Origin of the sequence: Conexibacter sp. CPCC 205762 (assembly GCF_030646155.1) — a bacterium.
Classification (GTDB): Bacteria; Actinomycetota; Thermoleophilia; order Solirubrobacterales; family Solirubrobacteraceae; genus Conexibacter.
Window position 1 is genome coordinate 50,643 of record NZ_JAUTDN010000020.1, and the last position, 24,202, is coordinate 74,844.

Genomic DNA, 24,202 nt, shown 5'->3' on the forward strand with positions numbered 1-24,202 from the left:
GGATCAGCGCAGCGACAGCTCGTCGTCGGCGTAGGTGACGCCGAGCTGTCGCAGCAGCACCTGGCGCGGGCCGGCCTCGACCTGGCCCGCGACGTGGGCGCGCAGGCCCAGCTCGCGCGCGGCGGCGACGACCTGCTCGCCGCTGCCGGCGGCGCTGTAGACGGCGAGGCCGGCGCCCATGTTGAAGGTGCCGTACGCCTCGCGCGCGTCGAGCCCGAGCTGCTGCACGAGGAAGGCGAGCACCTCGGGGACCTGCGGCAGCGTCTCGATCGCGTACGTCAGCGGCTTGTCGGCCCGCATCAGCTTGCGGAAGCCGTGGCCGGTGACGTGGCTGAGGTAGCTGACCGGGACCTGCTGGCTCACGAGCGCCTCGACGAGGCCGGCGTAGAGCAGCGTCGGCTCCAGCAGCGCGGCGCCGTAGCTCGCGCCCGAGTCCAGTCTCGTCGCGTAGCCCTGCGGCAGTCTCGCCGCGACCGTGCGCGCGAGCGTCGCGCCGTTGGCGTGCAGCCCGCTGGAGTCGACCAGCACGATCTCGTCGCCGGCGGCCAGCCTGTCGCCGAGGATCGGCCGCGCGCCGTCCGGGATGCGGCCGATCGCGCTGCCGGCCAGCTCGAGGTGGTCGGGCGAGACGAGACCCGGCAGGCTCGGCGACTCGCCTCCGCCCCAGACCGCGCCGGCGTCGCGGCAGGCGCGCTCCCAGCCGCGCACGAGCTGGCCGAGCCGGTCGCCGCGGCCGTACCAGGCGGCGTCGCCGGTCGCGAAGTAGGCGTTGACGACGACCGGCAGCGCGCCGACGCAGATCAGGTCGTTGACGATCGCGGCGACGGCGTCGTAGGCGATCGCGTCGTAGCGGCCGTCACCGCCCTCCGCCTCGACCGCGGTGCCGATCAGCGACTTCGTCCCCAGCCCCTCGACGACGAACGAGAGCGTCTCGCTGCCGATCTCCAGCACCAGCGCCGACTCGCCGCGCGAGGCGTCGTCGATGCGCGCGCCGCGGGCGAGCGCGAGCGCCGAGGTCGCGCGCGCGGCGGCGACCGCCTCGCGCTTGGCGTGGTCGAGCGCGTCGTAGTCGACGCCGCTCGCGGCATAGGCGGATCTCGCGTCGGACATGCGGCCGATCGTAGAGGTTCGGCGCGCGCTGCCGCCGCCCGGCGCGCCGCCGCGGCGGCTCAGCCGCCGAACTGGTCGGCGCCCGCCAGCAGCGGCAGCAGCAGCCGCGAGCTGGAGCGGACGCTGTGGCGCGCCGCATCTCCCACCACCGCATGGCGGAACGACATCACCGTCGGCAGACCGCCGTCGTCGGCGCTGGCGAGCACGAGCCGGATGCGATGGCCGGCGGCGAAGCGGCGGGCGTTGGGGACGAGCGGGATGCGGTACGAGACGACCTCGCCCGGCGGCACCGCCCGCGGCGTGCGACAGCGCAGCAGCGGGGCGCCGGGCCGGCTCGCCGCCTCGTCGACCGCGCGCAGGCTCGCGCGCAGCCAGCCCGCGGTCACGTCGGTGACCGCGCCGTCCGGCGCGACGTCCTGCAGCGTCGCGATCCAAGCCGCGTCAGGCACCGTCGTCGCCGCGTCGAGCCGCAGCTCGAGCTCGCCGACGAGGTCCACGTCGGCGGTCAGCGTCTCGCTCTCCCACGTCAGCGACGCGGGCAGCGCGGGCGCGGGTGCGCCCTTGGGCCGTCTCACCGTCTCCGGCAGGAAGCGGTAGTCGCGCGCGCCCGGCTCGCCCTCGGCGGCGGCGAGCAGGCCGTCGGCGCGCAGCGCCAGCTCGACCTGCACCGCGCCGGGCGGAGGCCACGTCTCGGCGGTGCGGACCTCGTCGTCGGCGCCGGGCAGCACGTAGCGGATCGGCGGTCCCTCCATGATGCCCGTGTCGGCGCCCTTGAGCCAGTGGTCGAACCATGCCAGCGCCTCGACGTGGAGGCTCTCCCACGGCCACGTCAGGCCGCCGCTGCCGAGCATCCCCATCCGCGTCGGAGCGGTCGCCGAGAGCGTCTTCCAAAGGGCGAAGGTCGCGGGCAGGTGCAGCGGCACGTTGTCCCAGTCGCAGCCGAGGTAGACCGGGACCTCCAGCCCTTCCAGCAGCGGCAGCAGGTCGCGCTCGTCCCAGAAGGCGTCGCGCAGCGGATGGTCTGCGACGACCTCGCTCCACAGCTCGTCCCACTCCGGCGCGTAGCGCATCCGCATCACCGCACCGAGCGTCGACAGCGCCGCCTCGCCGTTGAAGTGCTCCAGCCGCGCGTGGACCCGCTCGCTCTTGAGCAGCCGCGCGCCCAGCTCGGCGGCGCGGCTGCGGAAGAGGCGGTCGCCCTTGTCGGCGAGTCCGCCGACGCCGGCGATCCAGTTGGCGACGAAGGTCTCGCTGCGGAGGCCGTGGTGGTAGGTCGCCTCGTAGGCGTCGGCCGTGGCCGCGAGCGGGAAGATCGCGCGCAGGTGCGGAGGGCGCGCCGCGGCGGCCGCCAGCTGCGCCATCGCGAAGTAGCTGATGCCGATCATCCCGACGCGGCCGTCGCACCACGGCTGCGCCGCCGCCCACTCGACCAGATCGTGCAGGTCGCCGCGCTCGGTCGCGTCGAGGAAGGTGAAGGTGCCGCCCGAGCCGCCGGTGCCGCGCAGGTTCGCGATCACGTGGACGTAGCCGCGCGGGACCCAGAAGTCGGTCGCGCCCGCCTCCACGAAGCCCATCGGCGCGCCGCTGTTCTGGATCTGGCGCGGGTAACAGGAGGCGGCGATCAGCGCCGGGAAGCGGCCCTCGGCGTCGGGTCGGTGGACATCGGCGAGCAGCGTGACGCCGTCGCGCATCGACACCGTGACGTCCTCGTCGCTGCGGACTCCGTGCTGCGGTCGCGAAAGCCCGCGATAGTCGCGTCCCATCGTCTGCGGCCCGTTGAGGCGGCGCTGGCCGGCCTCGGTCCCTGCTGCTCTCGCGATCTCCATCGGCGCACTTCATCACAGCCCCGACGGGCGCCGATAGGGTTCGGCCATGACTCAGCTTTCAAGAGCCGTGCTGATCACGGGCTGCTCGTCGGGGATCGGGCGCGCGACCGCGCTGCGGCTCGCCGCCGCCGGCTGGCCGGTGTGGGCGAGCGCCCGCCGCGTCGAGTCGATCGCCGACCTCGGCGCCGCCGGCTGCAGGCTGCTGGCGCTCGACGTCACCGACGAGGCGTCGATGGCCGCGGCGGTCGCCGAGGTCGAACGCGAGGCCGGCGCGATCGGCGTGCTGATCAACAACGCCGGCTACAGCCAGAGCGGCGCCGTCGAGACGGTCCCGCTCGACGCCGTCCGCAGGCAGTTCGAGACGAACGTCTTCGGACTCGCGCGGCTGACGCAGCTGGCGCTGCCGGCGATGCGCGCGCAGGGCTGGGGCAAGGTCGTCAACCTCGGCTCGATGGGCGGCCGCCTGACCTTCCCGGGCGGCGGCTGGTACCACGCGACCAAGTACGCGCTGGAGGCGCTCAGCGACGCGCTGCGGTTCGAGGTCGCCGGCTTCGGGATCGACGTGATCCTCGTCGAGCCGGGCCTGATCACGACCTCGTTCGGTGACACGGCCGGCGCGTCGCTGGCCGACGCAGGCGACGCCGCCGCCGACGGCGACCCCTACGCCCACTTCAACGCGACCGTCGGCGCGGTCACGAAGGGCGCCTACGAGGGCCCGCTGCGGCTGTTCGGCGGCGGCCCGGAACGGGTCGCGAAGGCGATCGACAAGGCGATCTCGAAGAAGCGCGCCCCGACCCGCGTCGTCGTCACCCCGTCGGCGCGGACGACCATCCCGCTGCGCAGAATCCTCCCCGACCGCGCCTGGGACGCCGCCATGCGCCAGCAGTTCCCGCAGCCGAGATAGGGTCGACGCCCTTGGGAGGTCGCCCGGGGGCGACCTCCCGGCTCAGACGAGCTGGTCGATCAGCGCGCCGACGGCGGCCGCGTCGGCGGCGACGTGGTCGGCGCCGGCGGCGGTCAGCTCGGGGGCGCGGAAGCGGCCGGTCTCGACGGCGATGCAGCGGACCTCGTCGGCGTGGGCGCAGGCGACGTCGCGCGGGGTGTCGCCGATCACGACGCTGCGCTCGCGCGCGTGCGGCGGGGCGCCGTCGGCGGCGGCGCGGGCCCGGGCGATCGCGGGCAGGTCGGTGCGGTCCTCGCTGTCGGAGCCGAAGCCGCCGGGGCCGCCGGCGAACCAGTGGCCGATGCCGGCGTGGCGCAGCTTGACGCGCGCGATCGTCTCGTAGTTGCCGGTCACGAGCGCCAGCCGCACGTCGTTGCGCGCGGCCAGCGCGCCGAGCAGCTCCGGCACGCCCGGCAGCACGAACTGGCTCAGGTCCGCCGGGCAGGTGCGGGCGTAGATCTCGCCGGTCGCGACGCGCACGTCGTCGGCGCGCGCGTCGATCCGCTCGGCCGAGACGTCGTGCGCGAGCAGGATCGCGCGCGCGATCTCCGGGTCGGTGCGGCCGGCCGGGTCGTAGGAGCGCACGAGCGAGCGGTCGATCGCCGGCAGCCCGTGCACCTCTCTCAGCGCGGCGTGTAGCGCGGCGGCATGGGCCTCCGTCGCGCCCGCCAGCAGCGTGCCGTCGATGTCGAACAGCAGCAGCAGCTCGTCGGCCATCGCGCGCCCCTTCCTATCGCAGCAGCGAGGTGTCAGCCGTCAGCTTCTGCGTGAAGGCCGCGATCAGCTTCGCCGTGTTGTGGACGTCGTCGAGCTGGACCATCTCGACCGGCGAGTGCATGTAGCGCAGCGGGACCGAGACGACCGCGGTCGGGATGCCGCCGCGCGTCAGGTGGACGACGTCGCCGTCGGTACCGGTCGCGCGGCCGGCGGCGGAGATCGTGAAGGGGATGCTCTGCTCCTCCGCGGTCTCGATCAGCAGCTCCGCGATCAGCGGGTGGATCATCGAGCCGCGCGTGATCGAGGGGCCGGAGCCGAACGGCTGTCTCGACAGCTCGCCGAGCGAGATGCCCGGCTGGTCGGTCGCGAAGGTGACGTCGACGACGACGGCGACCTGCGGTCTGAGCGAGAAGACGCTCGTGCGCGAGCCGACGAGGTTCGTCTCCTCCTGCACCGCCGCGACGGCCGCGACGTCGCCCGGCGCGCCGCCGGCCTCGGCGACCAGGCGCGCGACCTCGAAGGCGACGAAGGCGCCGATGCGGTTGTCCATCGCGCGCGAGACGACGCGGTCGTTCGGCAGCTCGATCGGCTCGCCGGCGATCACCGCGACGTCGCCGACGCGCGTCAGCGAGCGGGCCTCGTCGCCGTCTCTGGCGCCGATGTCGATGTGCAGGTCCTTCAGCTCCGGGACGTTCTTGCGGTCGTCGGCCTTCATCAGGTGGATCGGCTTCTTGCCGATCACGCCGTCGCGCTCGCCGCCCTTCGTCAGCAGCTTGACGCGCTGGCCGACGAGGATGATCGGGTCCCAGCCGCCGACGCCCTCGAAGCGCAGGAAGCCGTCGTCGTCGATGTGCGTGACGATCACGCCGATCTCGTCGATGTGGCCGATGACGGCGGTCAGCGGACCGCCTGCCGTCCCTCTCACGCGCGCGACCGAGGAGCCGACGACGTCGGCGCTCACGTCGGCGAACGCGGCGGCGGCCTCGCGCCAGACCGTCGCGACCGGGGTCTCGTACCCGGACGGGCCGGGCGTGGTCAGCAGCTTGCGGAGGATGTCGGGCGTCGGCATGTCAGCAGCCTAGCGTGCGCTCCGACCGGCCAGCAGGGGTGACGGGGACACCTCCAGCGGCTGCAGCGCGCCGGCCAGCCGCCGCGCCCGCTGCAGCTGCGCCCGCAGCTCGCCCGACGTCGGGAAGGCGAGCGCGACCGCGCCGCCGTCTCCGGCCGATGCGCTGCTCGCAGGCGTGGCGAGGAGCGCGTCGAGCGACATGTCCACGCGCCGCCCGCCGAGCCGCCCGACGACCCGTCTGCCGAGCCGCAGCGTCCCGCGCGCGGCGTCACGGCCGCCGACGTGGACGACGATCGCGTCGTCGGCGCCCGCCGACGCGCCGACCCGGAAGCTCACGTGGACGCCGTCGACGATGCTGTAGCGGTGCAGCACGAAGCCGTCGTCGCCGACGCGCGCGTAGCCGCCGCGGAGCCCGCCGAAGGCGAGCGTGTTCACGTCGGCGCCGTCGCCGAGCAGCAGCGCGAACATCCGCACCACGAACTCCTGTGAGAAGCCGGACAGCGTCACCCCGGTCGCCGTCAGCGTGCGGCCGGCGCGGCCGGGCACGCCACGGGCCGGCCGCACCTGCGACAGCGAGCGCGGCGCCTGCGCCTGCGGTCTGAACGCGCGCGGCAGCGTCAGCCTGCAATCGCGCACGCGCCGGTCCGCGAAGAAGCGCGTGAGCGCTCGGCTGGAGCACTTCCCGAGGTCGGCGCCGAGGACGGAGTGGCCGGTCTCGGGAACCGTCACGAGCTGCGCCGACGGCATCCGCGCTGCGAGCGTCTCGGCGTCGCGGCGCGGCGTGCGCAGGTCGTCGTCGCCGGAGAGGATCAGCGTCGGCACGTCCGGCAGCGGGCTGGCCGGCTGCACGATCGGCGACTCCGGCCAGTCTCGGCAGTAGTCGATCCCGCTGCGCCGCAGCGTGTCGCGGTCGAACGGCGCCAGCGACGCCGCCGGCAGCGCGGCGAGCAGCGTGCGGTAGGCCTGCTCGCGCTGGCCGATCGGCGTCCCCGCCGGCCACGGCACGCCGCCGTCCTCGCAGGTGGTGGCGACGAACAGCGCGTCGCTGTCGCCGCTGTCGCTGTCGAGGCCGGTCTGCTGACCGCCGAGCAGCTTCGCCAGCGGCGCCGTGTCGCCCTCCAGCGCGCTGCGCACGGCGGCCGGCACGGCGATCCGCGAGAACGGGTCGAAGTCGCCCTGTACCAGCAGGCCGAGCAGATGCTCGCGCGTGATCTTGACGGTGCGGGCGCGGCCGCGGCCGTCGTAACGGACGCCGCGCAGCACGCCGTCGCGGCCGATCTTCGCGACGAGGCGGCCGAGGTCGGCGCCGGCGTCGCGCGTGAAGCGGCAGGCCGAGCGGCCGGCGCAGAGCTGTCTCAGCACGCGCGGGACGGCCGTCAGCGTCGAGCGCATGAACGGGTCGACGCCCTCCGGCAGCACGACCGAGTCGAGGATCAGCCGGCTGACGTGCTGCGGGTAGCGCGCGGCGTAGTCGAGCGCGACCTTCGTCCCGTAGGAGACGCCGAAGAGGGCGATTCTGTCGACGCCGAGCGCCGCGCGGACGGCCTCGACGTCGTCGACCGAGGCGGAGGTCGTGTAGGCGGCGCGGCGCGGGCCGAGCTGTCTGGCGCAGTTGGCGACGGCGCGGTTGAGCGCGGCCGAGCCGTTCGTGCTGAGGCCCTTGCAGCGCAGCCGGCCGGAGTCGCCGGTGCCGCGCTGATCGAACGTGACGACGCGGCGCGAGCGCGCGGAGCTGCCGAGCATCGCGGCGATCTGCCGCACCAGCGGCGCGGCCGCCTGGCCGGGCCCGCCGGCGAGCGCGACGATCGTCCCGGCGGTGCGGCTGGTGCGCGCCGGCTGCACCCGCACGCGCAGCGAGACTCTGCCGGGCAGCGCTCCGGAGCGGTCGAGCGGGACGACGACGCGCCCGCACAGCAGCGGTCTCCCCCGCTCGCTCGTCGGGCAGCGTCTGAAGGCGGCGCCCGCCGTCGTGGTCAGCAACGTGGCGAGCAGCAGCGCTGCGATCGCCGTGAAAGCGGCGACGCCGCGTGCCCGGTCCCCTTGGTTCATAGGCGGGGGATCTTGACCGGTCACGCGGCGTGGCGCGCTAAGTCACTGTTACGCCGCGGCCAGCAGTTCGCGAAGCACGTACTGCAGGATGCCGCCGTTGCGGTAGTAGCGCTGCTCCTTCGGCGTGTCGATTCGGACGGTGACGGTGAACTCCTTGTCGTCCGCCTTCACCGTGACCTCACGCGGGACGGTGTCACCGGAGATGCCGGCGATCGTGAACGTCTCGAAGCCGGTGAGGCCGAGCGACGCGGCCGACTCGCCGTCCTTGAACTGCAGCGGCAGGACGCCCATGCCGACGAGGTTCGAGCGGTGGATGCGCTCGAAGCTCTCGGCGATCACGGCGCGCACGCCGAGCAGGTTGGTGCCCTTCGCGGCCCAGTCGCGCGAGGAGCCCGAGCCGTACTCCTTGCCGCCGAGCACGACGAGCGGGATGCCGGCCTGCTGGTACTTCATGCAGGCGTCGTAGATCGCCATCTGCTCGCGGCCGCCGTCGCCGAGGTAATACGTGTTGCCGCCCTCGGGCAGGTCGCCGCCGAGCTGGTTCTTGAGGCGGATGTTCGCGAACGTGCCGCGCATCATCACCTCGTGGTTGCCGCGGCGAGCGCCGTAGGAGTTGAAGTCCTTGCGCTCGACGCCGTGCTCCTGCAGGTAGCGACCGGCCGGCGAGTCCGGCTTGATCGCGCCCGCGGGCGAGATGTGGTCGGTCGTGACCGAGTCGCCGAGCAGCGCCATCACGCGCGCGCCCTCGATGTCGGTGACCGGCTTCGGCTCGCGCGGCAGGTCGACGAAGTACGGCGGGTTCTGGACGTAGGTCGAGCTGTCGTCCCAGGCGAACGAGTCGCCGGTCGGGACGTCGAGCGTGCGCCAGCGCTCGTCGCCGGCGTAGACGCCGTCGTAGCTCTTGCGGAACATGTCCGACTGGACCGCCTGCTCGATCGTCTGCGCGACCTCGGCGGCCGACGGCCAGATCTCTCTGAGGTAGACGGGGTTGCCGTCGCTGTCCTCGCCGAGCGGATCCTCGAACAGGTCGACGTGCATCGAGCCGGCCAGCGCGTAGGCGACGACCAGCGGCGGCGACGCGAGGTAGTTCATCTTCACGTCGGGGTTGATGCGCCCCTCGAAGTTGCGGTTGCCCGACAGGACCGACGTCGCGACGAGGTCGTTGTCGTTGATCGCCTTCGAGATCTCGTCCGGCAGCGGGCCGGAGTTGCCGATGCAGGTCGTGCAGCCGTAGCCGACGAGGTTGAAGCCGAGCGCGTCGAGATCGCCGGTGAGGCCGGCGCGCTCGTAGTACTCGGTCACGACCTTCGAGCCCGGCGCCAGCGACGTCTTCACCCACGGCTTCGATCTGAGGCCGCGTCTGACCGCGTTGCGCGCGAGCAGCCCGGCGGCGAGCATCACCGACGGGTTCGACGTGTTCGTGCACGAGGTGATCGCGGCGATCACGACGTGACCGTGGTCGAGCTCGGTCTCGGTGCCGTCGGCGAGCGTGACGGGGACGGCCTGAGCCAGCGCCTCGACGGCCGCGCCGCCGCCCGTCTTGATGACCTCGCCGTGTCTGTCGGCGTCGCCGTTCTCCGGGTCCTGGGTCGCGGTCGGGTCGCTCGCCGGGAAGGTCGCGTCAAGCGCCCTGTCGGTCGTCGTTCTGCCCGGCAGGTAGCCCTTCAGCGCCTCGGCGAAGGCAGTCGCCGAGTCGGCCAGCGCGATCCGGTCCTGCGGCCGCTTCGGGCCGGCGATCGACGGCACGACCGTCGACAGGTCCAGCTCCAGCACCTCGGTGAAGGTCGGCTCCTCCGAGTTCTCGTCGTGCCAGAGGCCCTGCTCTCTCGCGTACGCCTCGACGAGCGCGATCGACTCCTCGCTGCGGCCGGTGAAGCGCAGGTAGCGGATCGTCTCGGCGTCGATCGGGAAGATCGCGCAGGTCGAGCCGAACTCCGGCGACATGTTGCCGAGCGTCGCGCGGTCGGCGAGCGGCAGCTGCGAGACGCCGGCGCCGAAGAACTCGACGAAGCGGCCGACGACGCCGCGCTGGCGCAGCTGCTCGGTGACCGTCAGCACGAGGTCGGTGGCGGTCGTGCCCTCGGGCAGCTCGCCGGTCAGCCGGAAGCCGATCACCTGCGGGATCAGCATCGACATCGGCTGGCCGAGCATCGCCGCCTCGGCCTCGATGCCGCCGACGCCCCAGCCGAGCACGCCGAGGCCGTTGACCATCGTCGTGTGCGAGTCGGTGCCGACGAGCGTGTCGGGGTAGGCCTGGCCGAGTCTGTCGTTCACGAACACGGTCCGCGCCAGGTACTCGAGGTTGACCTGGTGGACGATGCCGGTGTCGGGCGGGACGACCTCGAAGCCGTCGAACGCCTCCTGGCCCCAGCGCAGGAACTGGTAGCGCTCCTTGTTGCGCTCGAACTCCAGCGCGGCGTTGGTCTCGAACGCGTATCTGGTGCCGAACTCGTCGACCTGGACCGAGTGGTCGATCACCAGCTCGGCGGGGACGAGCGGGTTGATCTTGGCGGGGTCGCCGCCCATCGCGCTCATCGCGTCGCGCATCGCGGCGAGGTCGACGACCGCGGGCACGCCGGTGAAGTCCTGCATCACGACGCGCGCAGGCGTGAAGGCGATCTCCTTGGAGGGATCGGCCTTCGCGTCCCAGCTTGCGAGCGCCTCGATGTCCTGCGCTCGGATCGTCTCTCCGTCCTCGTTGCGGAGCAGGTTCTCCAGCAGGATCTTGAGCGAGAACGGCAGGCGCGCCACGTCGAATCTGGACTGCAGCGCGTCGAGCCGGAAGATCTCGTAGTCGCGACCCCCGACCGACAGCGAGGCTTTGGCCCCGAAGCTGTTGGTGGACATGGGTTTCTCCTGTGTCAAAGAAGCGTCTTTGTCTTCGTCATGTAAAGCACAAAGAGTTTCTCATGTGCAGGCCGGATTCGACCGGCCCGTGGACGAGGAGGTCAGCGGGCGCGTCCGCGCTTGCGGCGCTTCTGCTCCTGCTTGCTGTGTCTGCGGGTCGTTCTCGGCGCCGCGCGCGTGCGGTGACGGCCGCGTGAGCCGGGCGTCGCCAGCTCCTCGGCGGTCGGGTCGGTGCGGGCGGTGTGTCTGCGGTTGCGCTTGGGCGCGTGCTGGCGCGCGTCGCGCGTGATCGCGAACCAGATCCCGCCGATCAGCGCCACGGTGATGACCGCGATCGCGATCGCGACCCCGGGCCCGCTGCCGTCGCCGTCGTCGCGATTCTCGACCGGCGCCGGCGCCGGCGGCTGGTTCGGCTGCGGCGAGATCGGAGCCTGCTGCTGGCCCTGCAGCGGCGAGAGCGGGTCGTTGAGTGCCTGGGCGGTCGCGGCCGCCGGGGCGACGGCGAGCGTCGCCACGGCGAGCAGTGCGGCGAGACGGATCATGCGCCGAGGGTAACGGCTCCTCAGCCCTCTCGCTCGACCTCCTCCGGCAGCTCGTACCAGCGCTTGCGCTCGCCGACCTTCGCGCGCATCCGCCAGCCGCGCGACTTCGGCGCCTGCTCCATCGCCGCCAGCAGCGCCTCGACGGCGGGGCCGGCCGCGGCCGGCCCTTCGCCGGCCGCGATCCCCTCGCGCAGCCGCGCGAGGTTCAGCTCGAAGGTGTGGTGGACGCCCCAGTCGCGGGCGGTCACCTCCGCCATCCGGCCCGGCTCGATCGCGGCCGGGTCGCCGTCCCCGAGCGGGCTGCCGGACAGCAGCGCGTAGAGGTCGCTGCGGTCCTTCGCGTTCAGCTCGACGATCTGCAGCTTCGTCATCACCAGGTCGGTCGCCGGCAGCGACGGGCCCGGGCGGTCGAGGCCGTCGGCCAGCGGCAGCTCGTGGCACATCTGGAACTCGCCGACGAAGACGTCGACCTGCGCCTCCGACTGCGGATCGTGGAACAACAGCCGGCGGCCGCCGCCGAGCGCGTTGAACTCGCTCGCCGGCGCCCAGCCGCGCGCGGCCAGCAGCCGCTCCAGCCCGCGCCCGTCCTTGCGACCGCAGAAGAGGTCGATGTCACGGTAGGGACGGGCGAAGGCGGGGTCGAAGCGGTCGCCGAGCTGCAGCAGGATCGCGATCCCGCCGAGCAGCCGCACGCGCAGACCGTCGCGCTCGGCGTCGGCGAGGATCCCGCGGGCCTCCTCGGGGAGGCGGTCGTCGAAGGGCGGCCCGCTCATCCGGTCACGAACTGGTGGCGGACGGTGTCGCCCTTCAACTGCAGCAGCACCCCGGCGATGCGACCGGTGTGGTAATCGCTGCCGGGGTTGATCGCGAGCGTGCGGCCGATTCTGGTCGCGCCCGGCGACTCGTGCACGTGCCCGTGCAGCGACAGCAGCGGCTGGTAGCGCTCGATCAGCTCTCTGACCGCGGTCGAGCCGACGCCGATCAGCTTCGGCGCCGAGCCCGACATCACGACCGCGAGGTTCTCGTCGAGCGCCGGGGCGGTGTCGAGCGTCGAGTCGTACGGCGGCACGTGCAGGTTGAAGATGCAGCGCGACATGTCGCCGACCTCGTCCGCGAGCGCGCTGACGCGCTCGTAGATCTGCTCCTCGGTCAGCTCGCGCGGCGAGTCGAACGGGGTTCTGTTGGCGTAGCCGAGCGAGATCATCGTCCAGTCGCCGAACGCGACGACGCGGCCGTCGCAGGCCTCGACCTTCGTCGCCGCCTCGATCGCGTCGTCGACGCCGGCCGGGTCGTCGTTGCCGGGCATCACGAAGCAGCGCGTGTCGGCCGCGAGGCGCTCGTCGGCGAGCGCCAGCCAGCCGTCGAAGGTGCGCCGCATCACCTCGGCGAACCACTCCTCGCGCTGCTCCTCCGTCAGGCCCGCGACGCGCGACACCTCCTCCGCGCTCATGCGGTGGGGATACATGCCGTTGTTGCGGATCTTGTGCTCCATCTCCTCGACCGCGTCGCCGCTCACGACCGTTCTCTGCCCGAACAGGTCGACGTGGAAGCCGTCGGCCTGCTCGACCAGCGGCACGACGACCTTGCCGGTGACGTCGCCGCCCATCACCAGCACGCCCGCTCTGTAGGCGCCGGCGGCGTTGAGGAACTTGCGCCACAGCACGGCCGAGCCGTGGATGTCGGAGGCGTAGTACATGCGGGCGGCGGCGTTGGAGCCGCCGCCCTCCTTCTTCTTCCCGAACAGGCCCATCAGGCGGCCGGCAGCTCGCGGTAGGCGAGGTCGACGTCGATGCCCTGCTGTCTGCGGATCGCGCGCGAGATCCACCAGATCGCCATCGCGGCGAGGTAGACGCCGACGACGAGCAGGACCTTGCCGGAGTTGTCGCTCAGCGACGTGCCCGAACCGGGGTCCCACAGCAGGATCCCGATCGCCGCGCCGAAGCCGAGGATCGCCAGGCCGCCGACGACCGTCAGCATCGGCAGGCCGAGCACCTTGCCGCTGTAGGGCGAGTTCTCGACCAGCTCCGGGTGGCGGTACGGCAGCAGCGTGCCGGCGATCGCGGTCACCAGCAGCGGCAGCGTCAGCCCCAGCAGCGCCGTGATCGAGGTGAACCAGGTCGTGAACGAGTAGATCGCGGTCGAGGCGATCGACAGCACCAGCATCACGCCGATCGCTATCAGCGGCGAGCGCGAGCGCGGGTCGACGTACGACAGCTTCGCCGGCATCACGTTGTCGAACGACCAGGCGAACATGTTGCGGCTGACGAGCATCAGCGTCTGCGGCAGCCACGTCAGCAGTCCGATCGTGAAGCCGATGATCGCGATCGCGCCGATCACCGGGCTGCCGGAGGCGATCGCGATCAGCTCCGGGTAGGCGGGCGCGCCGGCGCCGAAGCCGTAGCCGGCGGGGTCGGCGAAACCGAGCATGTAGGAGAAGTCGTACCCGATCACATGCGTGTAGGTGGGCACGAGGCAGAGCAGCACCAGCACCGCCAGCAGCACGGCGCCCGGCATCGAGTAGATGTGGGTCCGCTTCGCGAGGCGGATCTCGCCGGCGAAGTAGTTGCTGGAGAAGATGAAGCCGAAGATGAACCAGAAGATCGAGACCGCTCTCAGCGTCATCTCGAAGCTGAAGTCGGCCGGCGCGAAGCCCAGCTCGGTGGCCGAGGCGGCGAGCTTCGCGCTCGCGTCCTGCACGCCGAGGTTGGCGGCGTAGTCGTTGAAGCTGGAGACGAAGCTGGAGTGGCTCGTGAACAGCCCGACGAGCACCGGCACGACGATCGCGCCGAGCAGGTAGAGGCCGAAGCAGACCGCCTGGATCTTGAAGAACAGGCGCACGCCGCCGAAGGCGAAGATCGCGGCGCTCAGCAGCAGCACGACCGTGCCGGTGATGAACAGCCCGCCTCTGGTCGAGAACCAGTCGCCGAAGTCGAGCCAGCCGCTGCCGGCGCCGAAGCCGGCCATCATGCGGCCGAACGCGCCGAAGCCGTAGGAGGCGATGTAGGTCGTGTAGACGCCGATCACGACCGCCAGCCAGAACGAGTACGAGAAGTTGCCGGCGAAGCCGATCGACGGGTGCAGCGAGCGGCTGTTGAAGACGTAGTCGCCGCCGGTCCGCGGCATCAGCTGCGTCAGCATCGCGTACAGGAACGCCCCTGGAAGCCCGAGCGCTGCGGCTATCAGGAAGGCGAGCAGGGCGCTGGCGCCGGGATAGAAGGCGGCGAACAGCCAGAAGAAGGCGAACGTCAGGCCGACGCTCGACCACAGCAGGTTGTAGAAGAGCGCGTCACGTGTCCGGCCCTCGCGCACGAGGCCGGTCGCTCTACGGGTGAAGAGCCCGGGTGCATCGCTGCTCATCGCGTTCCTCCGTGGACGCTTGTGGAAGAGACCCCTTGCACGGGAAGATCATCCCGAAGATGCTCCAGATAGTTGACCGCTTCGTCGTCGCCGCTGTCGCGCTTCAGCTCCACCAGCCGCGTCGCGGCGGTCTCGCCGAGTGCCTCGACAACCCGCCCGCCGGCCGCGATCGCGGCGCTGCCGCCGACGAAATGCAGGCCGGCCTCGTCGCCGACGCGGTTGACGTAGACGTGCGGCAGACGGTTGTCGAGCGCCCGTGCGCGCGCCGCCAGCGCATGGTCGGGGCCATACGGCTCCATGTTCGCGGCGACGGTGACGAGCAGCTCGGCGCCGGCCCTCGCCAGCGCGCGCGCCGGCTCCGGGAACTCGACGTCGAAGCAGTTCAGCGGCCCGATCAGACGACCGGCGAGCCGCACGACGATCAGCTCGTCGCCGGCTCTGAAGGCCGCCCGCTCGTCGGCACCGAACAGGTGCGTCTTGCGGTAGACGCCGGCGAGGCTGCCGTCGCGCTCGATGCACGCGACCGCGTTGGCGACGGCGCCGTCGGCGGTCCGCTCGGCGAAGCCGACGATCACCGCCGTGGCGAATCTGGCGGCCGCGGCACGGACGGCCGCCAGCGGCGTGCCGTCGGCGCTGGCGTCGAGCGCCAGCGCTGCCGCGGTGGAGACGTCGTAGCCGCCCAGGAACAGCTCCGGGAAGACGGCCAGCTCGGCCTCCGGGGCGGCGGCGAGCGCGGTCGCGACCGCGGCGGCGTTGGCGTCGAGGTCGCCGGGCGCGGGTTCCAGCTGTGCCAGCAGGACGCGCATCGCCGCTCAGCCCTTTCTGGCCGCCTGCAGATGCGCGGCCATCGCCTCCAGCGCGACGCGGCCGGCGATCGAGCAGGTCGGCGAGGTCGCGCCGGCCTCGAGGCTCGGTGCCGCCTCGACGACGTCGACGCCGACGAGCCCGTCCTGGCAGACGCCGCGCACCAGCTCGATCGCCTCACGGCTGGTGAGGCCGCCGGGCGAGGGGCAGCAGGTGCCGAGCGCGTAGGCGGCGTCGAGCGAGTCGACGTCGAAGGAGAGGTAGACGCCGTCACCGGCGCCGGCGATCTCGCGCGCCTTGTCGGCGGCCCATCTGGTGCCCTTCTCCCAGATCTCCTCCAGCCAGATGATCGTGATGCCCTGCTCGCGGCAGTAGGCCAGCTCGGTGCGCGGGTTCATCCAGCCGGAGATGCCCACGAGCGCGATCTTCTGCGGGTCGAAGCCGGCGTCGACGGCGCGCGTGACGGGGCAGCAGTGGTTCAGCTCCTCGCCGCCGACGTCGGGCGCGGTATCGAGGTGCATGTCGATCAGCACCAGGCCCGGGTCGGCGACGCGCTCGCGCACGGCGCGGACGGCCGGGATCGTGATCGAGTGGTCGCCGCCGAGCGTGACCGGCAGCGCGCCGGCGTCGAGGATCGCGCCGATGTCGGCCTGCGCGCGGGCGAACGTCTCGACCGCGTTGGCGAGCACGACGTCGCAGTCGCCGGTATCGACCGGGTTGAGGTCGAGCAGGTCGACGTCGAGCGTCGCGTTGTACGTCAGGAACTGCGCCGAGACCTCGCGGATGCCGCGCGGGCCGTAGTTGGCGCCGGTGCGGCTGATGTTGGTGGCGTCCCACGGCAGGCCGTATATCGCCGCCTTGGCGCCGTGGGCGCGCAGGGCGTCGGCGTCGGCGGCGACGTGCGGAAGCCGCAGGAACGAGCCGACGAGGCCCGCGTGCAGCAGGCTCGTCCACATCGTCGGATCAACGGGAGCTGTCGACACAGTCTTTCTCTCCTCAGTTGGAAAGACGTTTTTGCACTTCTCTCGCTGCGCAGCGTAGACAAAACGCTTTTGCAATGTCAACCTCAATACGGATAGTCTGTCCACAACATGGGGACCAATCGCACCCGAATCGGGATCAAAGAGGTTGCCGCAGCTGCCGGCGTCTCGGTCACGACGGTGTCGCACGCGCTCAACAACAAGGGGCGGCTGCCGGACGCGACCCGGCAGCGCGTGCGTTCGATCGCGGATGACCTGGGCTATCGGCCCAACGCGACGGCGCGCAATCTCGTCGTCGGCAGAACCGGCCTGCTCGGCCTCGTCGTCTCGCAACGTGGCGGGCCGCCGTTCGCCGTCACCGACTACGACTACTTCGCGCAGCTGATGATCGCCGCCTCCACCTGCGCGATCTCAGACGGCTACGCGCTCGTGCTGGCGCCGGCCGACGGCGTGCTGGCGCCGCAGCGGATCGCCGTCGACGGCGCGATCGTCGTCGACCCCGTGCGCGACGACCCGAACGTCTCCGCGCTCGGCGCCGCCGGCATCCCCGTCGTCACCGCCGGCCGCATCCCCGGCGACGACCGCGCCTGCTGGGTCGACAACAACCACATAGCCGGCACGCGTTCGATCCTCGACCACCTCGCCCGCTGCGGCGCCAGACGGATCGCGCTGATGACCAGCCCGCTGGAGATCTCCTACACGCTCGACGTCGAGCGGGCCTACCGCGAGTGGTGCGAGCGAGAGCGGATGGAGCCGCTCGTGCGCACGCCCGAGATCGGCCTCTCCGAGCGCGCCGGCTACGCGACCGCGGTCGAGCTGCTCGACCTGCCCGAGCCGCCCGACGCCGTCTTCGCGACCTACGACCGGCTCGCCTACGGCGTGCTGCTGGCGGCCGAGTCACGCGGCATCGAGGTGCCGCGGCAGCTGATGGTCGCCACCACCGCGACCGACAGCCAGGCCTCACCCCAGGCCGGCACGATCGCGCTCACGACGCTCGACCTGCACCCGCAGGAGATCGGCCGCGCCGCCGCCGGCCTGCTCGTCGAGCTGCTCGAACGCGAGCCCGACACCCCCCAGATCATCGTCCCCCACCGCGTGATCGCCCGCGCCTCGACGAATCGGCGCTGCGACTGAAGCAGCTGACCTTGCCGGATTTCGGCACGCCGCCTATCCTTGACTGACAGCCAGCAGCCCTGGGTGGCGCGAGAAACGTCATAGCGCTCCCTTCAGAGAACAGAGCCCGGTCTTATCAGCCGGGCTCTTCTCTTTTCCGGGCCGGCGCGCGAGGGTTATCAAGCCTCGCGCACCGGCGTCCGGTGCTAGGGCCGCTTCACACGCCGGAGCGCGACGAAGAGGCACAGCAGCGCCATCAGCATGGCTACAACCAGCAGCCCTGCGATGGTTCCGAGAAGAACCGTCATGGAACTCCTTCTCCCCTGTCGTCGTCCGACCGATTTCGGACGACACTGGCGAACGGGGACGCGCCAGCTCCTACACAATAGGAGCCGGTGTGACAGGTCGCCTGTTTTTCGTTTCTCGGCGGCTCAGAGGCCGAACAGGCGGCGGGCTTCGGCGGGGTCGAGCTCGCCGAGCGGGGGCGGGGCGGTGGCGTGGCGCGGGGGCGTCGCGGACATGCGGACGGGGTTGCGGACGATGCGGGTCGGGGCGGCGATCGCCGGCGGCGCGGCGTCGACGGCGGCCGGGAGCGGCGGCAGCTCGGCGATCGGGTCGAGGCCGAGGCGCTGGGCGAGGGCGAAGGCGCCGGCGAGGTCGTTGACCTCACCGGCCGGGACGCCGGCGGCGAGCAGGCGCTCGGCCCAGTCGCCCGCGGGCGCCGTGGCGAGCAGGCGCTCCAGCTCGGCGCGCAGCTCGTCGCGCGTGGCGACGCGCGCGGGGTTGGTGGCGTAGCGAGGGTCGGTCGCGAGCGACGGGGCGCCGAGCAGCTCGCAGAGGCGCTGGAACTGCCGATCGTTGCCGACGGCGAGCACGAGCCGCGTGCCCGCGCCGGCGGTGAACAGCTCGTACGGCGCGATGCTCGGGTGGGCGTTGCCCATCCGGCCCGGCACCGCGCCGGCGGCGGTGTACGCGGAGGCCTGGTTGACGAGCGCCGCCAGCAGCGACGACATCAGGTCGACCTCGACCTTCTGGCCTGCGCCGGTCGCGGCGCGGTGGCGCAGGGCGGTGAGGATCCCGGTCGTCGTGAACAGCCCGGCGATCACGTCGACGAGCGCGACGCCGGCCTTCTGCGGGTCGCCGTCGGCGGCGCCGGTCACCGACATCAGCCCGCCGACCGCCTGCACGAGCAGGTCGTAGCCGGGCATCGCCGCACCGGCCCCGGTCGCGCCGAAGCCGGTGATCGTCGCGTAGACGAGCCCGGGGTTGGCGGCGGCGAGCGTCGCGTGGTCGAGCCCCAGTCTCGCCATCACGCCGGGGCGGAAGTTCTCGACCACGACGTCGGAGCGAGCGGCCAGCTCGCGCGCGAGCGCGAGGTCCTCCGGATCCTGCAGGTCGAGCGCCAGCGAGCGCTTGTTGCGGTTGACCGAGAGGAAGTAGGTGGCGGTGCCGGCGGCGTCGCGCGGCGGACCCCAGGCGCGCGTGTCGTCACCGACGCCGGGCCGCTCGATCTTGACGACGGTCGCGCCGTGGTCGGCGAGCAGCATCGTCGCGAGCGGACCGGCCAGCACGCGCGAGAAGTCGAGCACGAGCAGGTCGCTCAGCGCCAGCGGCGTGCTGCCTGCGGGCGTCTCGGGCGTTGGAGCGGCGGCGCCGGAGGGACGTGTGGCGGCGGTCGGCGTGCCAGTCGCGGCGGGGTCTCTTCCATCCATTCTTAGATTTTATAAGATCTGCGGATGACCGCACCGACCAGCCCCGCCCAACCGCTGCGCGCGAACGACTTCCTCGGCATCGACGCGCTCCTCAGCGACGAGGAGCGCGACATCCGCGACGCGGTGCGCGCCTTCGTCACCGATCGCGTCACGCCGCACGTCGGCGACTGGTTCGAGGAGGGCACGATCCCGGCGGAGCTGCCGAAGCAGCTCGGTGATCTGGAGGTGCTCGGCATGCACCTGACCGGTTACGGCTGCGCCGGCACGAGCGCGACCGCCTACGGCCTCGCCTGCATGGAGCTGGAGGCCGGCGACTCGGGTGTCCGCAGCATGGTCTCGGTGCAGGGCTCGCTGGCGATGTACGCGATCTGGCGCTGGGGCTCGGAGGCGCAGAAGCAGGAGTGGCTGCCGCGGATGGCCGCCGGGGACGCGGTCGGCTGCTTCGGCCTGACCGAGCCCGACTCCGGCTCCGATCCCGGCTCGATGCGCACGCACGCCAAGCGCGACGGCGACGACTGGATCCTCAACGGCCAGAAGATGTGGATCACCAACGGCACGATCTCCGACGTCGCCGTCGTGTGGGCCAGAACCGACGAGGGCATCCGCGGCTTCCTCGTCCCCAGAGGAACCCCCGGCTTCAGCGCGCCGGAGATCCACAAGAAGCTCTCCCTGCGCGCGAGCGTCACCTCCGAGCTGGTGCTCGACGACGTCCGCCTGCCCGACTCCGCCCGCCTGCCCGAGGCCACCTCGCTGCGCGGCCCGCTCTCCTGCCTCAACGAGGCCCGCTACGGGATCGTCTGGGGCGCCGCCGGCGCCGCCCGCTCCTGCTTCGAGGCCGCGCTCGACTATGCGAAGACGCGGATCCAGTTCGACCAGCCGATCGCCTCCTTCCAGCTGATCCAGCAGAGACTGGCCGAGATGGCCGTGAAGGTGAACCAGTCGACGCTGCTGGCGCTCCACCTCGGCCGCCTCAAGGACGCGGGCACGCTGCGGTCCGAGCACGTCAGCATGGGCAAGCTGTCCAACGTCAACGCCGCGCTCGACGTCGCCCGCACCGCCCGCCAGGTGCTCGGCGCCAACGGCATCACGCTCGAGTACCCGGTGATCCGCCACATGAACAACCTCGAATCGGTCGTCACCTACGAGGGCACCGCGGACGTCCACGCGCTCGTGATCGGCAACGCGCTCACCGGCATCCCGGCGTTCCGCTAGCCGATGCTGCGCAACCGCACCTCCCAGGAGCACGCCGTCGAGTGGCTGCGCGCGGCGATCGTCGCGCGCGAGCTGCGCCCCGGCGAGCGCGTCGTGCAGGAGGAGGTGGCGGAGAGGATCGGCGTCAGCGTCGTGCCGGTGCGGGAGGCGCTGCGGGTGCTGGAGCAGGAAGGGCAGCTCACCTACCGCCCGCGCCGCGGCTACTTCGTCACCGCGCTGAAGCTGGCCGACCTCGCCGAGATCTACGCCCTGCGCGCGCTGCTGGAGGCGCGCGCGGTGCGGCACGCGCTGCCGCTGCTCGACGCTGAGGCGCTGGAGCGGATGGAGCTGGCGGCGCGCGACTGCGTCAACGCCGCCGCTGCCGGTGACGTCGCGGCCGAGCTGGAGGCCAACCGCCGCTTCCACTTCGCGATCATGGACGTGCCGGGCCAGCCGCACGCGCTGCGGCTGATCCGCGCGCTGTGGGACTCGACCGAGGCCTACCGCGCGCTGTACTACAACGCCGCCGAGGAGCGCGACGCCGCCGTCGCCGCGCACGACCGCATCATGGACGCGGTCCGCGCCGGCGAGCCCGAGCCGCTGATCGCCGAGCTGGACGCCCACCGCGAGCGCGCGCTGAGCGTCCTGCGCGGGATCCTGCCGGCAGAGTGACGAGGGCCTGAAACGACGAGAGCCCCGCCGAAGCGGGGCTCTCGATCAAGGCGCGGGTGCGACGGGCGCGTCAGGAGCCGCTGCGGGCGGCCTGCTCGCGCTCGTTCTCCGGCGGCTCGTCCTTGTACGGGTAAGGGTTGGCCGCGTTGCGGTCGCCCTGGCCGCCGACCTTCTTGGAGGAGCCGTCCTCCTCGTGGTACTCGGCCTCGGCGTTGACGCCCCAGATGTCGTGGTCGGTGCCGTCGACGAGGTTGTCGACCGCGCGCATCGCCGTCAGCATCGAGTGGTCGGAGTTGTTGTAGCGGTGGAGACCGTTGCGACCGACCTGGACGAGGTTCGGCGTCTTGCCGAGCCAGTCCTTGACGACCTCGAGGTTTCTCGCGTACTCCTCGTCGTAGACCGGGTAGGCCTTGTGGACGCGGGTCGCGAAGCCCATCGTCACTCTCGACGGGTCGCCGAGGCCCATCTGCCCCAGCTCGCGCTTGGCCAGCTCGACGAGGTCCTCGTCCTTCATGTTCCAGAGCGAGTCGCCCTCGAAGCAGAAGTACTCCATGCCGATCGAGGCCTCGTGCTCGTTCGGCACCATCCAGGGGCTCCAGGAGCGGAAGTTCTGGATGCGGCCGACCTGCACGCCCGGCTCGTGGATGTAGATCCAGTTGTCCGGGAAGAGGTCTCTGCCGTCGATCACGAGCGAGACCGTGAGGAAGTCGCGGTAGCGCAGGTTTCGGCCGGCGTCGCGGACCTCGGCGGGCGCCTCGGGATCGGTGATTCTCGTCGTCGTGCCGAGCGGCAGCGAGGAGATCACCGCGCGCGCCTCGATCGTCTCGCCGCCGGCGATCACGCCGGTCGCGACGTCGTCTCTGATGACGATTCTGGTGACGGGCGCGTTCATCCGCACCTCGCCGCCGTGCGCCTCGATCTCGGCGACCATTCTCTCCCACATCTGGCCGGGGCCGAATCTGGGGTAGTGGAACTCGCCGATCAGCGATCTGATCTCGTTGCCCTTGTTGCCGAAGAAGGCGGCCTTCGCGGCAGCGAAGAAGGAGAGGCCCTTGATCCGCTGCGCGGCCCAGTCGGCGCGCAGCTCGGAGGTCGGGACGCCCCATACCTTCTCGGTGTAGGTCTTGAAGAACTGCGTGAAGAGGTATCTGCCGAAGCGGTTCGAGACCCACTGCTCGAACGTGTCCTCTCTCTGCGGGCGGACCTTCGTCTTGATCGCCGCGTAGAGGTAGGAGAAGAGCGCCTTCGTCAGGTCGACCGGGCCGAGCTTCTTGATCACGTCCATGCCCTCCAGCGGATACTGGAGGAACTTGCGGCGCCAGTAGATGCGCGACTGGCGCGGGCGCAGCAGGAACTCGCCTCTCATGATCTCCAGCCAGAGGTCGTCGACCTCTCTGACCTTCGTGAAGAAGCGGTGGCCGCCGAGATCGAAGCGGTACTCGCCGCCGTCGGGCGCCTGGCGCACCTCGGTGCGGGCGATGCCGCCGACCTGGTCGGTCGACTCCAGCACGATCACGGGCTCGCCGCGCTTGGCGAGCAGGTAGCCCGCGGTCAGACCGGCGGGACCGCCGCCGAGGACGACGTACGGACGGCTGTCCTTGGGAGCGGGAGCGGGGGAAGTCTCGTTCTCAGTCATTTCCGTTCGTCTTCTCTGCGGGCGTTGCGGTTCAGGGAACCTGCGTGAGCGGTCTGTCGGAGACCTTCTCATAGAGGATTCCGACGTTGCCGACGGTCGAGGCGCCGCGGTAGAACTTCGGCGCGACGGTCAGCTGTCTCAGCTCCCCGTCTCTGACGGCCTGCGCAAGCATCGCACCGAACTGAGCCGAACGGCGCCGGGCGAGCTGCGTCCACGGGGCTGACCAGTTCTCCACGCCTTCGGTGAGCGGGCGCATGAAGAGGATCTTCTGGCCGGGCTGGAGGCTATCAAGCAATCTCGGCAGGACCTCGCGGGGCTGCGCCGCCTCGAAGCGGTCCATCGCGTCGACCCAGTCCATGTAGCGCGGGTCCTCGACCAGGCCGGCGGAGTTCGCGTATCTGAGCCCGCCCGGCATGTAGTACCAGGCGACCGGCATCTGCTCCGGCTGGCCGACGATCACGAGGTCGCCCGGTCTCATCATCGAGCCGGCCTCGGCGCCGATGTCGCGCACGTCGGACTTGTAGCCGTCGACGAACGGCTTCGGGTTGAGCCAGAAGCCCATCAGCACGATCAGCGCGCAGAGGCCGAGCGTTCTCGCGCGCGCAAGGCCGAGCGCCGACAGCAGCAGCATCGCGCCGAGCGCGACGGCGAAGTAGCGCGACGCCCACGCCGGGTTGAACTGCGACAGCGTCCAGGCGATCGCGAGCGTGACGAGCGGGATCAGGATCAGCACGTAGACCGAGAGACGGTCGCGGTCGCGCCGGTCGCGATGCTCGCGCAGCACCTGCGCGAGGCCGAAGCCGCCGATCAGCAGCAGCACGATCGAGGCGCGGTCGCCGCCGAGCAGGTCGCGCGAGATCTGGATCGGCGCGCCGAAGCGGGGCGCTCTGCCCCACGGCGCCGCCGTGTGCGCGGCCTGGAAGAGGACCGTCGGGAACCACGGCAGGAACAGGATCGCGGCGACGACGTAGGCGGCGAGGCCGTCGATCGCGAGCGCTCTTCTCTCCTCGCTGCGCCACCACAGCACGATCAGCGCGGCGAAGGAGGCGAGGCCGTAGAAGATCCCCCAGCCGTGCGTGTAGAGCATCAGCGTCTGGAAGAGCGCGAAGCCGGCGACGTAGAAGCGGCCTCTGCGGTAGACGAAGGCGTGCAGGAAGAACGCGCTCGCCAGCAGCGCCCACAGCGTCATCAGCGCGTACATGCGCGCTTCCTCGCCGTAGGAGGTGAGGAACGGGTTGAGCGAGCAGAGCGCCGCGCCGATGAAGCCGGCGCGCTTGCCCCAGAGGCTCCAGCCGGCCCACATCGCCGCCGGGATCGTCAGCAGCGAGGCGGTCAGCGAGAACCAGTGGACCGCCGTCTCGGTGCGCCCGAAGACGTCCATCCAGACGTGCAGGCCCATGTAGTACAGCGGCGGCGAGCCGTCCTGTCTGAGCACGCCGGGGATGTCGAACAGGTCGTGCGAGGAGATGCCGACCGACAGCCCCTCGTCCATCCAGAAGGAGCCGGATATCGCGCGCGTGCGGACGTAGATCGACAGCGCCGTCAGCACCACCAGCGTGATCGCGGCGAGGACGGCGTCGGAGACGCGCAGGTCGAGCTTGCGCTCGGAACGGGGGATCGCAACCGTGGCCATC

General features: G+C 71.7%; 19 protein-coding genes. 4 read left to right on the top strand and 15 right to left on the bottom strand.

All coding sequences use genetic code 11. The features are described 5' to 3' along the window. Positions 1-3 precede the first annotated feature (3 nt). Positions 4-1,110 carry an AIR synthase-related protein gene (locus Q7L73_RS16265; protein WP_304690787.1) on the bottom strand — a complete coding sequence of 369 codons (1,107 nt, stop codon included), beginning with the start codon at positions 1,108-1,110 and terminating at the stop codon, positions 4-6. Between the two features lie 59 nt (positions 1,111-1,169). Further along, positions 1,170-2,936, bottom strand: a complete 1,767-nt coding sequence (locus Q7L73_RS16270; RefSeq protein ID WP_304690786.1) for a CocE/NonD family hydrolase — start codon at positions 2,934-2,936, stop codon at positions 1,170-1,172. A 46-nt stretch (positions 2,937-2,982) separates the two neighbouring features. Between Q7L73_RS16270 and Q7L73_RS16275 the strand changes: the two genes are divergently transcribed. Then, positions 2,983-3,840: an oxidoreductase gene (locus Q7L73_RS16275; protein ID WP_304690785.1), complete on the top strand. Its 858-nt coding sequence runs from the start codon at positions 2,983-2,985 to the stop codon at positions 3,838-3,840. A gap of 42 nt (positions 3,841-3,882) precedes the next feature. Here the strand turns inward: Q7L73_RS16275 and Q7L73_RS16280 are convergent, their stop codons facing one another. The 10 genes from Q7L73_RS16280 to speB form a co-directional block, all read right to left on the bottom strand. Next, positions 3,883-4,596, bottom strand: coding sequence for an HAD family hydrolase (locus Q7L73_RS16280; RefSeq protein ID WP_304690784.1), 714 nt, complete (start codon positions 4,594-4,596; stop codon positions 3,883-3,885). A gap of 13 nt (positions 4,597-4,609) precedes the next feature. After that, positions 4,610-5,665, bottom strand: a complete 1,056-nt coding sequence (locus tag Q7L73_RS16285) for a M42 family metallopeptidase (RefSeq protein WP_304690783.1) — start codon at positions 5,663-5,665, stop codon at positions 4,610-4,612. A 9-nt stretch (positions 5,666-5,674) separates the two neighbouring features. Further along, positions 5,675-7,714, bottom strand: coding sequence for an alpha/beta hydrolase (locus tag Q7L73_RS16290; protein ID WP_304690782.1), 2,040 nt, complete (start codon positions 7,712-7,714; stop codon positions 5,675-5,677). Positions 7,715-7,762: 48 nt separating this feature from the next. Further along, positions 7,763-10,561, bottom strand: coding sequence for an aconitate hydratase (locus Q7L73_RS16295; RefSeq protein WP_304690781.1), 2,799 nt, complete (start codon positions 10,559-10,561; stop codon positions 7,763-7,765). Positions 10,562-10,662: 101 nt separating this feature from the next. Next, positions 10,663-11,103: a hypothetical protein gene (locus Q7L73_RS16300; RefSeq protein WP_304690780.1), complete on the bottom strand. Its 441-nt coding sequence runs from the start codon at positions 11,101-11,103 to the stop codon at positions 10,663-10,665. Positions 11,104-11,123: 20 nt separating this feature from the next. Next, positions 11,124-11,876, bottom strand: a complete 753-nt coding sequence (locus Q7L73_RS16305; protein WP_304690779.1) for a hypothetical protein — start codon at positions 11,874-11,876, stop codon at positions 11,124-11,126. Beyond that, on the bottom strand, positions 11,873-12,853 hold the full coding sequence (locus Q7L73_RS16310) for a hypothetical protein (protein WP_304690778.1): 981 nt from the start codon (positions 12,851-12,853) through the stop codon (positions 11,873-11,875). Before Q7L73_RS16310 ends, Q7L73_RS16305 begins: the two co-directional genes overlap by 4 nt. After that, positions 12,853-14,460 (bottom strand): amino acid permease, encoded by a 1,608-nt coding sequence (locus tag Q7L73_RS16315; protein ID WP_304690777.1) that lies wholly within the window; start codon positions 14,458-14,460, stop codon positions 12,853-12,855. The genes Q7L73_RS16310 and Q7L73_RS16315 overlap by 1 nt, the downstream gene beginning before the upstream one ends. Continuing rightward, positions 14,457-15,266 (bottom strand): nitrilase-related carbon-nitrogen hydrolase, encoded by an 810-nt coding sequence (locus Q7L73_RS16320; protein ID WP_304690776.1) that lies wholly within the window; start codon positions 15,264-15,266, stop codon positions 14,457-14,459. Before Q7L73_RS16320 ends, Q7L73_RS16315 begins: the two co-directional genes overlap by 4 nt. Positions 15,267-15,272: 6 nt before the next feature. Further along, the gene (speB, locus tag Q7L73_RS16325; protein ID WP_304690775.1) at positions 15,273-16,220 is read right to left on the bottom strand and encodes an agmatinase; all 948 of its coding nucleotides are present in this window, start codon (positions 16,218-16,220) and stop codon (positions 15,273-15,275) included. Positions 16,221-16,355: 135 nt separating this feature from the next. On the opposite strand from speB, the gene Q7L73_RS16330 reads away from it, so the two are divergent. Beyond that, on the top strand, positions 16,356-17,378 hold the full coding sequence (locus Q7L73_RS16330; protein WP_304690774.1) for a LacI family DNA-binding transcriptional regulator: 1,023 nt from the start codon (positions 16,356-16,358) through the stop codon (positions 17,376-17,378). 410 nt (positions 17,379-17,788) lie between these two features. Here the strand turns inward: Q7L73_RS16330 and Q7L73_RS16335 are convergent, their stop codons facing one another. Beyond that, complete coding sequence (locus Q7L73_RS16335; RefSeq protein WP_304690772.1) at positions 17,789-19,069, bottom strand: CaiB/BaiF CoA-transferase family protein; 1,281 nt, start codon at positions 19,067-19,069, stop codon at positions 17,789-17,791. A gap of 24 nt (positions 19,070-19,093) precedes the next feature. Here Q7L73_RS16335 and Q7L73_RS16340 point away from each other — a divergent pair, with 24 nt between their 5' ends. Next, positions 19,094-20,281: an acyl-CoA dehydrogenase family protein gene (locus Q7L73_RS16340; RefSeq protein WP_304690771.1), complete on the top strand. Its 1,188-nt coding sequence runs from the start codon at positions 19,094-19,096 to the stop codon at positions 20,279-20,281. Between the two features lie 3 nt (positions 20,282-20,284). Beyond that, positions 20,285-20,932, top strand: a complete 648-nt coding sequence (locus Q7L73_RS16345; protein WP_304690770.1) for a GntR family transcriptional regulator — start codon at positions 20,285-20,287, stop codon at positions 20,930-20,932. A gap of 70 nt (positions 20,933-21,002) precedes the next feature. Here the strand turns inward: Q7L73_RS16345 and Q7L73_RS16350 are convergent, their stop codons facing one another. After that, positions 21,003-22,568, bottom strand: coding sequence for an NAD(P)/FAD-dependent oxidoreductase (locus Q7L73_RS16350; protein ID WP_304690769.1), 1,566 nt, complete (start codon positions 22,566-22,568; stop codon positions 21,003-21,005). A 31-nt stretch (positions 22,569-22,599) separates the two neighbouring features. After that, the gene (locus tag Q7L73_RS16355; RefSeq protein ID WP_304690768.1) at positions 22,600-24,201 is read right to left on the bottom strand and encodes a glycosyltransferase family 39 protein; all 1,602 of its coding nucleotides are present in this window, start codon (positions 24,199-24,201) and stop codon (positions 22,600-22,602) included. Position 24,202: the final 1 nt, after the last annotated feature.